Below are 14218 nucleotides of genomic sequence, written 5' to 3' on the forward strand. Positions count from 1 at the left end.
CGGCGGTCTCCTTGTTGACGGCCTCGAGGACGGCCTTGGGGGCGCCATCGACAACGGCCTTCGCCTCGCCGAGGCCGAGGCTGGTGAGCGCGCGGACCTCCTTGATGACCTGGATCTTCTTCTCGCCGGCGGCCTCGAGCACGACGTCGAACTCGGTCTGCTCCTCGACCTCTTCGGCGGGAGCGGCCGGGCCGGCGACTCCGGCAGCCGCGACGGGCGCGGCGGCGGTGACCTCGAAGACCTCTTCGAACTTCTTGACGAACTCCGAGAGCTCGATGAGCGTGAGCTCCTTGAAGGCCTCGATGAGCTCGTCCTGCGTGAGCTTTGCCATGATTTTTCTCCTAGTTTTTCTTGTCTACGAACCGCGTGCGCTGTCTCCCGGAGGAAGACGTCAGCTCGCGGACTCCTGCTTCTCGCGCAGCGCCTCGACCGTGCGAACGGCCTTGGACAGCGGGGCGTTGAACAGATATGCGGCACCGAACAGCGAGGCCTTGAAGGCGCCGGCGAGCTTGCCGAGCAGAACTTCGCGGGACTCGAGGTCGGCGAGCTTGCCCACCTCTTCTGCGGTCAGGGGGTTACCGTCGAAGTAACCGCCCTTCACCACGAGCAGAGGGTTTGCCTTGGCGAAGGCACGCAGCGACTTCGCGACGGCGACGGGGTCGCCGTGCACGAACGCGATGGCCGAGGGGCCAGCGAGCTCGTCGTCGAAGGACGAGATACCGGCGTTGTTCGCCGCGATCTTGGTCAGCGTGTTCTTCACCACGGCGTAGGTTGCGTGCTCACTGATGTCCTTGCGCAGCGTCTTCAGCTGCGCAACGGTGAGACCGCGGTACTCGGTCAGCAGAACGGCCGTCGAGCTCTGGAACTTCTCCGTGAGTTCGGCAACCGAGGCTTCCTTGTTCGCCATGGCTACTCCTGTGAATTCTCGTGCCGGTAGCCCGAAGGCACGCAAAGAAAAAAGCTCCGGCGCAGGCGCTCGGAGCTTCGGGAGACGCGATCTCTCGCGTGTCATGATCTCGTTCACACCTGCGCGGGCCATTCGCTTCGCGAATCCTTCGTCCGAGTGGCGATCTCGCGGGGCCGGGGCCCTGCTCGTGCGCGCACCGGAAACCGGCGGTCTTTGGCTTCGGAGAGCGTACGACATCCGGGCCCAGCGGCGCAAGTCGACGAGGGGGCACCATGGAGGCATGACCGGCCAGAGCCCGACCCCCGCCCGCGACGTCGACGTGGCCATCGCCTCCGTCGAGGCGGAGCTGAGCACGCTCTTCCGCCGGGTGAGGGCGATGACGCGCTCCTACGCCGAGCGGGTGCACCCGGAGCTGACGGCCGCGGGCTACACGACGCTGTCGGCTCTCGAGCGGCGCGGGCCGATCTCCTCCGGCGCCCTGGCGGAGCTGCTCCAGACCGACAAGTCGACGCTCAGCCGTCAGATCACCGCGCTCGACCGGCTGGGGCTGCTCTCGCGGGCCCCCGACCCGGCGGACGGGCGCTCGACGATCCTGTCGGTGACGCCCGCGACCGCTGAGCGGCTGCGCGAGCTCCGCGGCTCGGACCAGGCGCAGCTGCACGAGGAGCTGCGCGGCTGGCCCGACGGCGAGGTGGACCAGCTCGGCCGGCTGCTGCACCGCATCAACGCGCTCGAGCTCTGACGCGCGGCGGCTAGCACCGAGCGCCCCCGCGGGCAATGCGCGCGGCGAGGGGCCCGCACTGCGTAGCGTCGGCGGCGATGGACCCGCTCACCTCCTCCCTCCCCCTGCACGCACCCCTGCCGACGGACGTCGAGGGCGCGCTCGCCTTCGCCCGAGCGCTGGGCTCCGACGCACCGCTGCCCGGATCCGGCCGCACGGCCGAGCTGCTGGCGCTGCTGACCCGCCTGGCGCGGCACGATCTCGGGGTCGCCCGCACGGTCGAACCCCACCTCGACGCTCTGGCGATCCTGGCCGAGGCGGGCCTTGCTCCGGCCGACGTCGGCATCGGCCCCACCGCCGCCTGGGGGGTCTTCGCGGCGGAGGGAGGAGAGGAGCCGCTCGTCGCGCGGCCCGACGGCGACGGCTGGCTGCTGGACGGCGTGAAGCCGTGGTGCTCGCTGGCCGACCGGCTCGACGCGGCGCTGGTCACGGCGCACGTGGGCGAGGGCTCCGGCGAGCGCCGCCTCTTCGCCGTCGGGCTCCGCGACGGGTCGGCGGTTCCGCTCGAAGGCGCCTGGCACGCGCGCGGTCTCGCCGAGATCCCGAGCGGCCCCGTGCGCTTCTCCGGAGCGGCGGCCGTGCCGGTCGGCGAGGCGGGCTGGTACCTCTCGCGTCCCGGGTTCGCGTGGGGCGGCATCGCGGTCGCGGCCTGCTGGTACGGCGGAGCGCGAGGGATCGGCGCGGTCGTCGCGTCGGCCGCCGCGCGCCGCGACGACCCGCACCTGCTCGCGCACCTGGGCGCGGTGGACACGGCCCTCGAGGCGGCCCGGCGCGCGCTGGCGGAGGCGGCCGCGCTCGTCGACGGCGGAGCGGCGACCGCGTCCGCCGGCGCGCTCCTGGCGAAGCGGACGCGGGCGAGCACCGCGGCGTCCTGCGAGGAGGTCCTCGCCCGGGCGGGCCGCGCCCTCGGACCCGCGCCGCTGGCGCTGGACGAGGAGCACGCGAAGCGGGTCGCCGATCTCGCCCTCTACGTGCGGCAGCACCACGCCGAGCGCGACGACGCGGCGCTCGGGCGGGCGGTGCTCGCCTCGGGCGGCTCCACCACGTGGTGAGCTTCGACGGCCATCTCGAGGGGACGCCGCTCGAGGTGTGGCAGGAGGACGGGCGCCGCGACCGGCTCCCCTTCGTCGACGTGCTCGCGGGAGTGCAGCGCGTGCTGATGGTCGCCGCGCACGCCGACGACGAGACGCTCGGCTGCGCGGGCACGATCGCCCTCGCCCGTCGGCGGCGGCTCGCTGTCGACGTGGTGGTCGTGACCGACGGGGCCGCGTCTCACGGCGAGCCCTCCCCCTCGATCGCGGCCGAGCGCCGGAGCGAGGCGCGGGCCGCGCTCGACCGGCTCGGCGACGGCATCGGACTGGCCTTCCTCGAGGTGCCCGACTCCGCGACCCCCGAGCACCGCGACCGCATCGCGGACGAGGTGCGGCGACGCGCGTCCGGACCCGGGGGCACGGTGCTCGTGCTCTCGACCTGGGCGGGCGACGGGCACCGCGACCACCGCGTGGTCGGCGAGGTGTGCGCCGAGGTCGGAGCCGCGTGCGGCCAGCCGGTGCTCGCCGCTCCGATCTGGCTGTGGCACTGGGCGCATCCGGACGATGCGGCGGTGCCGTGGTCGTCCCTCCTGCGCGTCGGGGCCGACGCGGACGCGCGGGCACGCCGCCGCGCGGCACTGGGTGAGTACGCGAGCCAGACGCGGCGGGGCGCGGACGGGTCGGCCGCGGTGCTGCATCCGCGCTTCCTCCGCCACTTCCTCTGCGACGACCACCTGATCAGGGTGGGCGGATAGCGCACAGCGGCCCCGTGGACAAGTGGCCGCCCGCCGCGGTCCGCGTGCCTAGGGTCGAGGGGATGGACGGCGGGACGACCTACTTCGACGAGCTCTACGCGCGGCACGAGGACCCCTGGGGCTACACGAGCCGCTGGTACGAGGAGCGCAAGCGCGCCCTCACGCTCGCGTGCCTGCCCGAACGGCGCTACGACTCCGCCCTCGAGATCGGCGCGTCGATCGGCGTGCTCGCCGAAGCGCTGGCCGAGCGCTGCGACCGCCTGCTCGCGGTGGACGTGTCGGAGGCGGCCGTCGATCGCGCGGCGCGCCGGCTCGCTCCGCTGCCCCACGTGCGAGTCGAGCACCACGACATCACCCGCGGGGTCCCGGAAGGGCCTTTCGACCTGATCGTGCTCTCGGAAGTCGGCTACTACCTCGGGGCGACGACGCTCGAGCGGGTGCTGCGGGGCGTGCGCGACGCGCTCTCCTCCTCCGGTGAGCTCGTGACGGTGCACTGGCGGCACCCCATCGCCGGCCTCGAACTCGACGGCGACGCCGTGCAGGCCGCCGTCGGACGACTCGGGCTGCACCGGATCGTGCGGCACGAGGAGGAGGACGTGCTGCTCGAGGTGCACACCCGCGACCCCCGCTCCGTGGCGCGCCGCACGGGCCTGCTGTGAGGGGCGTCGCGCACGTGCTCGTCGTGGTGCCCGCGCACGACGAGGAGGAGCGGATCGGCGGACTGGTCGCCTCGGTGCAGGCCAGCGCGACGCGGCTGCTCCGCTCGCACCCCGGGCTCGCCGTACGGCTGCTGATCGCCGCGGACGGCTGCACCGACGCCACGGCCGAGCGGGCGAGAGCCGCCGGCGCCGAGGTGCTCGAGCTCGAGCGGTGCGGAGTCGGCGCGGCGCGCTCGGCGGGCATCGCGCACGCGCTCTCCTCCGCTCCCGCCCCCGTCGAGCGGATCTGGATCGCGAACACCGACGCGGACACGCGGGTGCCGGTCGACTGGCTCCTCGCCCACGTGGAGCACGCGCACCGGCACGACGTCCTGGTCGGCACGGTGCGGCCGGATCCGGACGACCTCGAGCCCGCGATGTACGCCCGCTGGCGGCGCACCCGCGAGCGGGAGCAGTCGATCGGGAGCATCCACGGGGCGAACCTCGGGGTGCGCGCGGGCTGCTACCTCCTCGCCGGGGGCTTCGGAGTGGAGCCGCTGCACGAGGACGTGCGCCTGGTCGAGCGGCTGCACGCGATCGGTGCGCGGGTCGGAGCGACCGACCGCGGCGAGGTCGTGACCTCGGGCCGGCGGGACAACCGGGTCGACGGCGGCTACGGCGGCTACCTGCACGAGCGCTTCGCCGGATCCTGCGCCTGAGTAGGCACGCGCCGACGCGCGGCGAGCGTGAACGGCCCGGATGCGCCACTGCGCGCACGCGAACCAGGCCGGAGGGGTCGCTGTCAATGGTCGGGCCCTGAATTGTCACGCACTGCGCAGGAGAGTCAAATGGGTGTCGAGCACGCCCCTGTGCTCTCCGATGGAAGGGTCACCGCATGAATCCCCGCCTCGTCCTGCTGACGCTCGTCGCTCTCGCGGCGTACGTCTTCGGTGCTCGCGCCGGACGCGCCCGCTACGAAGAGCTGCGTCACCTCGCGCTCGGCGTGTGGAACGACCCTGCCACGAAGAAGACGCGCAAGAAGCTCAAGAAGACCTCCCAGCGCGAGGCCAAGCACTTCGCCTCCATCGCGGACAAGGCCCGCGCGAAGGTGCAGCGCTCACTCCGCTGACCGGAAGAGAACTTCACGGGACGCCCTCACGACAGGCGTCGACGCTCGCATCGGAACGGCCGGTCGAGCACGAACACGAAGGAGAAACATCATGGGCATCATCGGATTCCTCATCCTCGGACTCATCGCCGGAGCCATCGCCAAGGCGATCCTCCCGGGCCGTCAGGGCGGCGGCTGGGTCATCACCCTGGTCCTCGGCGTCGTCGGCGCGATCCTCGGAGGCTTCATCGGCAGCGCGGTCTTCAACCACCCGATCCAGGAGTTCTTCGACCTGGGCACCTGGGCCCTCGCCATCGTCGGCGCCCTGATCGTCCTGCTGGTCTACGGCGCGATCACCGGCCGCAAGTCCCGCGCATAGTCACGCGCCCCGCACCCTCGGGTGCAGGATCGAAGGCCCCCGGCATCCGTGCCGGGGGCCTTCGTCGTTCCCGCGGGGCGCCGGGTCGGCGCCCGTACACTGGAAGCCCTCTACCGACGGGAGACCCTGCCGTGGTCCGCGCCTCCCTCGTCACGACCGTGGCGGACGCCCTGCTCGACGACATCGTCGCCGGCGTCCTCGCGATCGGGTCGGAGCTCCCCAGCGAGGCCGAGCTGGCCGAGCAGCACGACGTCAGCCGCGTCACGATGCGCGAGGCGCTGAAGCGTCTGCAGGGTCTGGGCGTGCTGGACGTGCGCCGCGGGAAGCGCGGCACGGTCGCTCCTCTCTCCCTCTGGACCGACCTCGGCGCGATCCTGCGGGTCACGGCGCACGGCACCGACCCCGGCACGACCGAGCTCGAGCTGATCGAGGTGCGCGAGATGATCGAGAGCGGAGCGGCCGCGCTCGCGGCGACCCGTCGCTCCGACTCCGACCTCGAGGATCTGGAGCGGCTGCTGGGCCTCATGCGCGCGGCGCACGACGACGAGGACGTCGCCGCGTTCGTCGAGGCCGACATCGCGTTCCACGACGTGATCCTGCGCTCGACCGGCAACGTCTTCGTCGGCACGGTGTTCGCCCCGCTCTCCCGGGTCATGCGCGAGAAGCGCGCGCAGACGTCGGCCGTCGAGCGGATCCAGCGCAACGCGATCGCGAAGCACGCGGCGGTCCTCGAGGCTCTGCGGGGCGGCGTGGCCGAGGAGGCGCGCCTCGCGATGGCGGACCACATGAAGCAGACCGCGGACGACTTCCGCGAGCACGTCCTGCCGACGCTTCGCTGAGCGGTCCCTGCAGACCCGGTCTTGACGCGGCTCCGCCAACTTGTATGATATCTGCTATCAGCTACAAAGGAGTGATGATGGAAGAGTCGAGCGCCCTCGCGGGCCACCCCGAGCACGTCCCCGTCGATGCGGCCGACGTCGCGGCGGCCGTCGGACGCGGCACCCGGGTCCTGATCGTCCTGGACGACGACCCCACCGGCACGCAGTCGGTCGCCGACCTGCCCGTCCTCACGTCGTGGGAGACGGCGGACTTCGACTGGGCGCTGGCGCAGGGCGCCCCCGCCGTCTACGTCCTCACGAACACGCGCAGCCTGGACCCCGAGTCGGCCGCCCGGCGCAACAGCGAGATCGTCGCCCACGCGACGAGCGCGGCCGCCGATGCCGGCACTCCGATCGCCTTCGTCAGCCGGGGCGACTCGACGCTGCGCGGGCACTACCCGCTCGAGACCGACGTCATCGAGGAGACGGTGCGGGAGTCGACCGGCCACGGCTTCGACGCGGTGCTGCTGGTGCCCGCGTTCCCCGATGCCGGCCGCGTCACGATCGGCGGCGTCCACTTCATGCGCTCGCCGGACGGCCTCACTCCGATCGCCGAGACCGAGTTCGCCCGCGACGCGACGTTCGGCTACGCCTCCTCCGACCTCGCCGACTACGTCGCCGAGAAGACGCAGGGCCGGTGGAGCGCCGAGCAGGTCGTGCGCCTGGACCTGAGCGTCCTGCGCGGCGGAGTCGACGGCATCGTCCGCGCGCTCCTCCCCCTGACCGGCTCCGTCCCGGTCGTCGTCGACGCCGTGACCGAAGACGACATGCGCCTGCTGGCCCTCGGACTCGCGGCCGCCGAGGAGCAGGGCAAGCGGTTCCTGTTCCGCGTCGGCCCGCCGTTCGTCCGCGCCCGCATCGGGCAGGAGGTGCACCCTCCGCTCACCGCGCAGGACGTCTTCGGCACCGACGGGAGCGACGCCGTCGGCGGTCTGATCGTGGTCGGCTCGCACGTCGGCCTCACCTCGCGCCAGCTCGCGGTGCTCACCGCGCAGGGCGCGTTGGAGCAGACCCTCGAGATCGACGTGGAGGCCGTGCTGGCCGAGGACGCCGCGCACCTCGACGGGATCGTGCACGCGGCGGTCGACGCGCTCGGCCGCGGAGACGTCGCCGTGCACACCAGCCGGCTCCTCCGCCGCACGGACGACAAGGACGAGAGCCTCGACATCTCGCGCCGGGTCTCGGCCGCGGTCGTCGAGGTCGTGCAGCGGGTGCTGGCCCGTCGGCACCCCCGCTTCGTCATCGCCAAGGGCGGCATCACGTCCAGCGACGTGGCCACCCACGGGCTCGGCATCCGGCGCGCGATCGTGCGCGGCCCGATGCTGCCCGGGATCGTCTCGCTCTGGGAGCCGGTCGACGGCCCCGCGCGCGGCATCCCCTACATCGTGTTCGCGGGGAACGTCGGCGACGACGATTCGCTCGCCGCCGTCGTCAGCACGCTGACCCGTCCCACCCCCGCAGTCGCGTGACCCGCGAGCACCCCCTCCCCCACTCCCCAGGAAGAAGGACCACCGTGACCACCCCCTCCTACCGCGTCGCCGTGCTCGGGCTCGGCGCCATGGGCCTGCCCATGGCCACCCGCCTCGCCACCGAGCTCACCGTGCACGGCTTCGACATCGCCGAGCCGCGCCTGGCGCTGGCCGCCGACGCCGGCATCACCCCCTTCGACTCCGCGCGCGGCGCGGTTGCCGGCGTCGACGCCGTGCTGCTGGCCGTGCGCAACGGCGCCCAGCTGCGCGACGTGCTCTTCGGCGCGAACGGGGTCGCCTCGACCCTCGAGCCCGGCGCCGTGGTGATCATGACGAGCACGGTCGGGATCGACGACGTCGTCGCCGTGGCCGCCGAGCTCGACGCGCTCGGCGTGCACCTGGTCGACGCCCCGCTCAGCGGCGGGCCCGTCCGCGCCGGAGCGGGCGACCTGCTGATCGTCGTCGGAGCGGCTCCCGAGGCCCGCGCGAAGGCACAGCCCGTGCTCGAGCTGCTCGCCTCGACGCTGAGCATCATCGGCGACCGCGCCGGCGACGGCCAGGCCTTCAAGACCGTCAACCAGCTGCTGTGCGGTGTGCACATCGCCGCCGGCGCCGAGGCGCTCGCCCTGGCCGAGGCGCTCGGACTCGACGTCGCCGCCACCCTCGAGACGCTCTCGGCCGGCGCGGCAGGCTCGTTCATGCTCGGCAACCGCGGACCGCGGATGCTGCAGGCCTACGACGAGAACGGCGCCGAGGTGCTCAGCCGCCTCGACATCTTCGTGAAGGACATGGGCATCGTGACCTCCGCCGCCCGGGGCTCCGGCCTCGCCACTCCGATCGCCGCGGCCGCCGAGCAGCTCTACCTGCTCGGAGCCGCGCAGGGCCTCGCCGCCGCCGACGACTCCGCCGTCATCAAGGTCCTCGCTCCGCAGCACCTCACCCCGAAGGACGGACGATGAACCTCGCCACCGCGCTCCGCAGCGCCGCGGACGCACCGATCGCCCCGGCGGTCACCCTCGACACCCCGGTCCTGCTGGGGATCGCCGCGGCGGGCATCGCCCTGCTGCTCGTGCTCATCATCCGCTTCAAGATCCACGCCTTCGTGGCCCTGCTGCTGGTCAGCGTGCTCGTCGCCGTCTCGGCCCGGATCCCGCTCGAGAACATCTTCGTGCTCGTCGCCAACGGCGTGGGCAGCACGATGGGCAAGGTCGCCCTCATCATCGCGCTCGGCGCGATCCTCGGCCGCCTGATCGAGGTGTCGGGCGGCGTGCAGAGCCTCGCCGACCACTTCACCCGCGTGCTCGGCCCCAAGCGGGTCGCGGTGGCACTGACGATCGTGGCGTTCCTCGTCGCGATCCCCGTCTTCTTCGAGGTCGGCGTCATCGTCCTCGTGCCGATCATCTACGCGTTCAGCAAGGTCGCCGGGCTCAGCCCGGTGAAGTTCGGCCTGCCGATGGTGGGCCTGATGCTCGCCGTGCACGTCGCCGTGCCGCCGCACCCGGGCATCGTCGCCGGAGCGGGGGTCTTCGGCGCCGACGTCGGGCTCATCGCCCTCATCGCGCTGCCCATCTGCGCGGTACTCGGCGTCCTCTCCTACGCGGTCTCGGCGATCATGAACCGCCGCGACTACGAGCTCGCCCCGGCCGTGGCCGCCCAGCTCGCGGAGGTCGGCGGAGTCACTTCCGCCATCCGCACGGTCGGCCGCGACGGCACCGAACTCGCGCCGCCGCGCGCCGGGCTGATCATCCTGCTCGTCGCGATCCCCATCGTGCAGATCCTCGTCGGCACCGTCGGCGCCCTGATCCTGCCCGAGGGCACCTTCGCGCACGGTCTGAGCGTCTTCGTCGGCACTCCGGTGCTCGCGCTGCTCGTCGCCGTCGGGATCGCGTTCTTCGCCCTGCCCGTCAAGCGCGGCTGGTCGCTCACTCAGACCAACGAGATCTTCGAGAGCGCGCTGCCGCCGATCGCGTCGATCCTGCTCGTCGTCGCCGGCGGCGGGGTGTTCGGAGCGGTCCTGCAGGCCAGCGGCATCGGCGGAGCCCTCGCGAGCACGCTCGACACCCTCGGCGTGCCCCTGATCGTGCTCGGCTTCGTGGTGTCGCTCGTTCTCCGCGCGGCGCAGGGCTCGGCGACCGTCGCCATCGTGACGACCGGCGGGCTGCTGGCCACCGGAGTCGCCGAAGGCGGCTACACGCCCCTGCAGATCGCGATCATCACCGTCGCGGTCGGCTTCGGCTCGCTCGGCCTCTCGCACGTCACCGACGCCGGCTTCTGGGTCGTGACCCGCTACCTCGGCCTCAGCGTCGCCGACGGACTGCGCACCTGGACCGTGCTCACCACGATCCTCGGCCTCGTCGGCTTCGCGCTGACCTACGTCGTCTGGATCGTCGCGGGCGGTCTCGCGTGAGGGTCCGGATGGACGACCTGATCCGCGAGCGGCAGGCGGCGGGCGGGGCGGTCGGCGCCCTCACCTGCTACGACTTCTCGACTGCTCTCGCGGTCGTGGACGCGGCGGAGGAGCTGGGCCGCGGGGTGATCCTGCTGGTCACGCCGAAGACCGCGGCCGACCGGCACGGTCCGCGGTTCCTCACCGCGCTGCGCGCCCTGGCGGACGGTGCCGCGGTGCCCGTCTCGGTGCAGCTCGATCACGCGACCGACCTCGCCCTGATCCTCCGCTCCGTCGAGGCCGGTGCGGACGCGGTGCTGGCCGATGGCAGCGCTCTGCCGTTCGAGGAGAACGCGGCGTTCACGGCTGAGGCGGTGCGCCGCTCCGGAGTGGTCGTCGAGGCCGAGCTGGGCGCTCTCGCGGGCGACGAGGACCGCGCGCTCGCCTCGCTGCCATCGGGCCGCACCGACGCGGCCCTGATCGCCCCGTTCCTCTCCGCGGCGGGTGCGCACGTGCTGGCGACGTCGGTCGGGAACGTGCACGGGACCTACGCCGCGGAGCCCGAGCTCGACTGGCCGCTGATCGACGCGATCCACGCGGCGAGCGGGGTGCCGCTGAGCCTGCACGGCGCGTCCGGGATCCCCGAGGCCGACCTGCGCCGCGCGGTCGGCGCGGGGCTGGGCAAGATCAACATCAACACCGAGCTGCGGGCCGCAGTGCTCGACGCCGCTGCCCGGCAGCTCCCGGACTCGCGCGCGGCGGGCGACGACGTGCTGTCGCTGGAGCGCACGTGGCGCTCGGCGGCGTCGGCCTTCGCCCGCGAGGCGATGCTGCGGCTGGACAGCGCGGCGTGACGCCCGACCCGGGGTCGGCCGCATCGGGGATGCGTTCCCGCCGTCGCTGGGACGGCCATCGCCGGGGGTCCGCCGGCTCCGAGCATCAGCTGCTGACGGCGCTCCGGCACCCGCCCCGACGTCCTCTAGCGGACACGTCCGCAAGCGGAGCTTGCGCCGACACGGCCGGTGTCCCGAGAATCGGAGGTCGGCGACCGCTCCCGCGCCGAGCGGCCCGGGTGCCCTCGACCCGAAGGACGCCATGCGGCCCCGCCCCGACCGATCCCCGTCCGCACCTCGCACGTCGCCGTCGTCGTGGCTGCTCGTGGCCGCCGCGATGTCGGCCCTGGGCTGGGGCGGCAACCAGTTCATCCCGCTGATGGTGATGTACCGGCAGGTGGCCGGCTTCGAGCAGACCGAGGTCACGCTGCTGCTCGCCGTGTACGTGATCGGCATCGTGCCGGGCTTCGCGCTCGCCGGGGCGTGGTCCGACCGCTTCGGCCGGCGGAGGATCATGCTGGCCGGAGTGGCGCTCGGCGCGATCGCGAGCGTCGTGTTCGCACTAGCGGGGACGAACCTGGCGGGGCTCTGCGTCGCGCGCCTGCTCGCCGGGGTCAGCGTCGCCGTCGCGGCCGTGGTCGGCAGCAGCTGGGTGAAGGAGCTGTCGGCGGCGGCGGGCACCGGAGCGCGCCGGAGCGGCATCTCGCTCTCGATCGGGTTCGGCGGAGGGGCCGCGATCAGCGGGGTGCTCGCCCAGTGGGCGCCGAATCCGACCGTGCTGCCCTACCTCGTGCACGCCGGCGTCACGGCGCTCTCGCTGCTCGCGGTGCTCCGCGCGCCCGAGACGCGCACGTCGAGCCCGCACCGGCGCTCGCTCCTGGGCGACCTGCGCGTCCCGGCGGTCTACCGCGGCCGGTTCCGCGGCACGGTCGCTCCGATCGCCCCGTTCGTCTTCGGCAGCTGCGGACTCTCGTTCGCCGTCGGGCCGAGCCTCGTGACCGGCGGGCTCGGCACGCTCGGCATCGCGTTCGCGACCCTCGTCATGCTGATCACCCTCGGAGTCGGGACCTCGGTGCAGCTGCTCTCCGCACGCATCGACCACGCACTGCGGGGGCGCAACGGCCCCGTCGGCACGATCTGCTTCGCGGTCGGGGCGCTCGTGCTCGCGCCGGCCGCCCTCACGGGCTCGCCGTGGCTCGTGCTCCTCGCCGCTCCGTTCCTCGGCGCCGGCTACGGCATCTGCCTGCTCTCGGGACTCAAGGCCGTGCAGACGATGGCAGCCCCCGACGACCTCGCGAGGCTCACGGCGACGTTCTACACGCTCACCTACCTCGGCTTCTTCTTCCCGCTGATCATCGCGGCGCTGGTCCCGGTGACCGGGCACGTCCCCCTCCTGATCGCCCTCGCGATCGCCGCGCTGCTCGGCGGGTCCGCCGCCGACCGCTCCGCCCGCCGGCTCGACGCCGCCGCCCCGGCCCGACCGGATCGAACGACGGCGGCCTGACGGGAGGTCACTCCGTGCTCGGCCACCGCGGGTCGAGGCGGTAGTCCTCGATCCGCGCGTCGAGGGCGGCGCGGACCTGATCGGGGGCGTCGTCTCCGACGAGCAGGCGGAGGCGGTGGTCGGCGCGGTCGGCGACGTGCGCGAGGACCGCGGCGGCGATCGCCTCGGGCGGGGTTCCACCACCGGTTCCGCCGGAGGGCCACGGCACCTCGGCGGTGCCGAAGAGGCGGGTCCTGAGGTCGTCGTACTCGGAGGAGGGCGTCGCGAAGCGCATGCCACCGGTGGCCCAGGCGGTGTCGATCGCCCCGGGCTGGACGATCGTCGTGCGGATGCCGAACGGAGCGACCTCGGCCGCCATCGCCTCGGTCCATCCCTCGAGGCCCCACTTGGCGGCATTGTAGAGGCCGAGGGTCGGCATCGTGCCGACGGCGCCGACCGTCGAGATCTGCAGGATGTGCCCTCCCCCCTGGCTCCGCATCACGGGCACGGCCGCCTGCGACAGCCAGAGCGGCCCGAGGAGATCCGTGTCGAGGATGTCCCGCGCCTCGCTCTCCCCGACTTCTTCGGCCGTTCCGATGAGGCCGTAGCCGGCGTTGTTCACCAGCACGTCGAGTCGACCGAGCTCGGCGACCACCGACTCGACCGCGGCTCTCGCCGCTGCTCGATCGCGCACGTCGAGACGTCGGACGTGCAGCCGCTCGTGCGGAGGGAGGGCGTGCTCGCCGCGGACGGTCGCGACGACGACGTGCCCCCGGGACACCGCCGCGAGAGCGAGGGCGCGGCCGAGACCGCCGGCGGCCCCCGTGATCATCCAGATCTGTCGAGTGCTCATGCCGACACCCTACCCAGAACGAGACGCTTCGTCTCGTTTCGCTAGACTGACGTCATGGCCAGCAAGCGGACGCGCGCACGGGTGCACGAGGCGGTGCTCGACCTGGTGGGCGACCGGGGAGTCGCGAGGCTGACGATGGAGGGAGTCGCGGTCCGCGCAGGAGTCGGCAAGCAGACGCTCTACCGCTCCTGGCCGTCGACGGCGGCGATCCTCTTCGACGCCCTTCTCGCCCGGAGCGAGACCGCCGAGGGCGCCGTCGCCGTCCCGGACAGCGGAGAGCTGAGGGAGGACCTGCTCCTGCTGCTGGAGGGGACGGTCCACGAGCTGACCTCGCCCGCGACCGAACCGCTGCTGCGCGCGGTCACCGCCGCGATCCAGACGGACCTCGATCTCGCCCGCGAGTACCGCGAGCGGCTGCTCGAGCCCCAGACGGCCGCGATCGCCCGGCGCTTCGAGCGAGCCGGAGCCGAGGATCCGGCCGCGGCAACGGAGCTCCTGATCGGCCCCGTCCTGCACCGCTGGCTCCTCCGCAGCGGCGCCCTCGACCGCGACTGGCAGCAGCGGCACGTCGACCGCACGCTGCTCGGCGCGCGGATGACGAGCTCGGCGAGCCCACCCCTCGGCGTTCCCTGAGTGTTCAAGGGGTTGCAGCCGACAGGCCCCCGGGCGTGGACTGGACTCCTGGCCGCGGGCGTCGAGCGCGCGGCCTCCCCGATG

17 protein-coding genes are annotated in these 14218 nt (G+C 73.2%); 14 read left to right on the forward strand and 3 right to left on the reverse strand.

Annotated elements, in window-relative coordinates:
- The coding region (gene rplL, locus ASF46_RS12510) for a 50S ribosomal protein L7/L12 (RefSeq protein WP_056867886.1) at nucleotides 1–331 on the reverse strand (331 nt) is incomplete at its 3' end.
- A gap of 60 nt (nucleotides 332–391) precedes the next feature.
- Nucleotides 392–907, reverse strand: a complete 516-nt coding sequence (rplJ, locus tag ASF46_RS12515) for a 50S ribosomal protein L10 (protein WP_055791018.1) — start codon at nucleotides 905–907, stop codon at nucleotides 392–394.
- Nucleotides 908–1187: 280 nt separating this feature from the next.
- Between rplJ and ASF46_RS19435 the strand changes: the two genes are divergently transcribed.
- From ASF46_RS19435 to ASF46_RS12580, 13 genes are all read left to right on the forward strand, one after another.
- Complete coding sequence (locus ASF46_RS19435) at nucleotides 1188–1649, forward strand: MarR family winged helix-turn-helix transcriptional regulator (RefSeq protein WP_056867887.1); 462 nt, start codon at nucleotides 1188–1190, stop codon at nucleotides 1647–1649.
- Between the two features lie 77 nt (nucleotides 1650–1726).
- Nucleotides 1727–2740 (forward strand): acyl-CoA/acyl-ACP dehydrogenase, encoded by a 1014-nt coding sequence (locus ASF46_RS12525; RefSeq protein ID WP_056867888.1) that lies wholly within the window; start codon nucleotides 1727–1729, stop codon nucleotides 2738–2740.
- Complete coding sequence (locus tag ASF46_RS12530; RefSeq protein ID WP_056867889.1) at nucleotides 2734–3474, forward strand: PIG-L deacetylase family protein; 741 nt, start codon at nucleotides 2734–2736, stop codon at nucleotides 3472–3474. The genes ASF46_RS12525 and ASF46_RS12530 overlap by 7 nt, the downstream gene beginning before the upstream one ends.
- 62 nt (nucleotides 3475–3536) lie before the next feature.
- A complete protein-coding gene (locus ASF46_RS12535) occupies nucleotides 3537–4133 on the forward strand; it encodes a class I SAM-dependent DNA methyltransferase (protein ID WP_056867890.1) in 597 nt (198 codons plus the stop codon).
- A complete protein-coding gene (locus tag ASF46_RS12540) occupies nucleotides 4130–4831 on the forward strand; it encodes a glycosyltransferase (RefSeq protein WP_056867891.1) in 702 nt (233 codons plus the stop codon). Before ASF46_RS12535 ends, ASF46_RS12540 begins: the two co-directional genes overlap by 4 nt.
- Nucleotides 4832–5007: 176 nt before the next feature.
- Nucleotides 5008–5241: a hypothetical protein gene (locus ASF46_RS12545; protein ID WP_056867892.1), complete on the forward strand. Its 234-nt coding sequence runs from the start codon at nucleotides 5008–5010 to the stop codon at nucleotides 5239–5241.
- 91 nt (nucleotides 5242–5332) lie between these two features.
- A complete protein-coding gene (locus ASF46_RS12550; RefSeq protein WP_056867893.1) occupies nucleotides 5333–5599 on the forward strand; it encodes a GlsB/YeaQ/YmgE family stress response membrane protein in 267 nt (88 codons plus the stop codon).
- A gap of 131 nt (nucleotides 5600–5730) precedes the next feature.
- On the forward strand, nucleotides 5731–6438 hold the full coding sequence (locus tag ASF46_RS12555; RefSeq protein WP_055790995.1) for a FadR/GntR family transcriptional regulator: 708 nt from the start codon (nucleotides 5731–5733) through the stop codon (nucleotides 6436–6438).
- A 74-nt stretch (nucleotides 6439–6512) separates the two neighbouring features.
- Nucleotides 6513–7946 carry a four-carbon acid sugar kinase family protein gene (locus ASF46_RS12560; protein WP_056867894.1) on the forward strand — a complete coding sequence of 478 codons (1434 nt, stop codon included), beginning with the start codon at nucleotides 6513–6515 and terminating at the stop codon, nucleotides 7944–7946.
- Between the two features lie 44 nt (nucleotides 7947–7990).
- Complete coding sequence (locus ASF46_RS12565; RefSeq protein ID WP_082485471.1) at nucleotides 7991–8905, forward strand: NAD(P)-dependent oxidoreductase; 915 nt, start codon at nucleotides 7991–7993, stop codon at nucleotides 8903–8905.
- Nucleotides 8902–10353, forward strand: coding sequence for a GntP family transporter (locus ASF46_RS12570; protein WP_056867895.1), 1452 nt, complete (start codon nucleotides 8902–8904; stop codon nucleotides 10351–10353). The genes ASF46_RS12565 and ASF46_RS12570 overlap by 4 nt, the downstream gene beginning before the upstream one ends.
- Nucleotides 10354–10361: 8 nt before the next feature.
- Nucleotides 10362–11186 (forward strand): class II fructose-bisphosphate aldolase, encoded by an 825-nt coding sequence (locus ASF46_RS12575; protein WP_235576943.1) that lies wholly within the window; start codon nucleotides 10362–10364, stop codon nucleotides 11184–11186.
- 241 nt (nucleotides 11187–11427) lie between these two features.
- Nucleotides 11428–12669, forward strand: coding sequence for an MFS transporter (locus ASF46_RS12580; RefSeq protein ID WP_056867897.1), 1242 nt, complete (start codon nucleotides 11428–11430; stop codon nucleotides 12667–12669).
- 7 nt (nucleotides 12670–12676) lie between these two features.
- Here ASF46_RS12580 and ASF46_RS12585 read toward each other — a convergent pair whose 3' ends face one another.
- Nucleotides 12677–13501, reverse strand: coding sequence for an SDR family NAD(P)-dependent oxidoreductase (locus ASF46_RS12585; RefSeq protein WP_235576944.1), 825 nt, complete (start codon nucleotides 13499–13501; stop codon nucleotides 12677–12679).
- 54 nt (nucleotides 13502–13555) lie between these two features.
- Here ASF46_RS12585 and ASF46_RS12590 point away from each other — a divergent pair, with 54 nt between their 5' ends.
- Nucleotides 13556–14134, forward strand: coding sequence for a TetR/AcrR family transcriptional regulator (locus ASF46_RS12590; protein WP_056867898.1), 579 nt, complete (start codon nucleotides 13556–13558; stop codon nucleotides 14132–14134).
- Nucleotides 14135–14218 lie beyond the last annotated feature (84 nt).

Origin of the sequence: Rathayibacter sp. Leaf296, from assembly GCF_001423045.1 — a bacterium.
GTDB classification, from domain to species: Bacteria; Actinomycetota; Actinomycetes; order Actinomycetales; family Microbacteriaceae; genus Rathayibacter; species Rathayibacter caricis.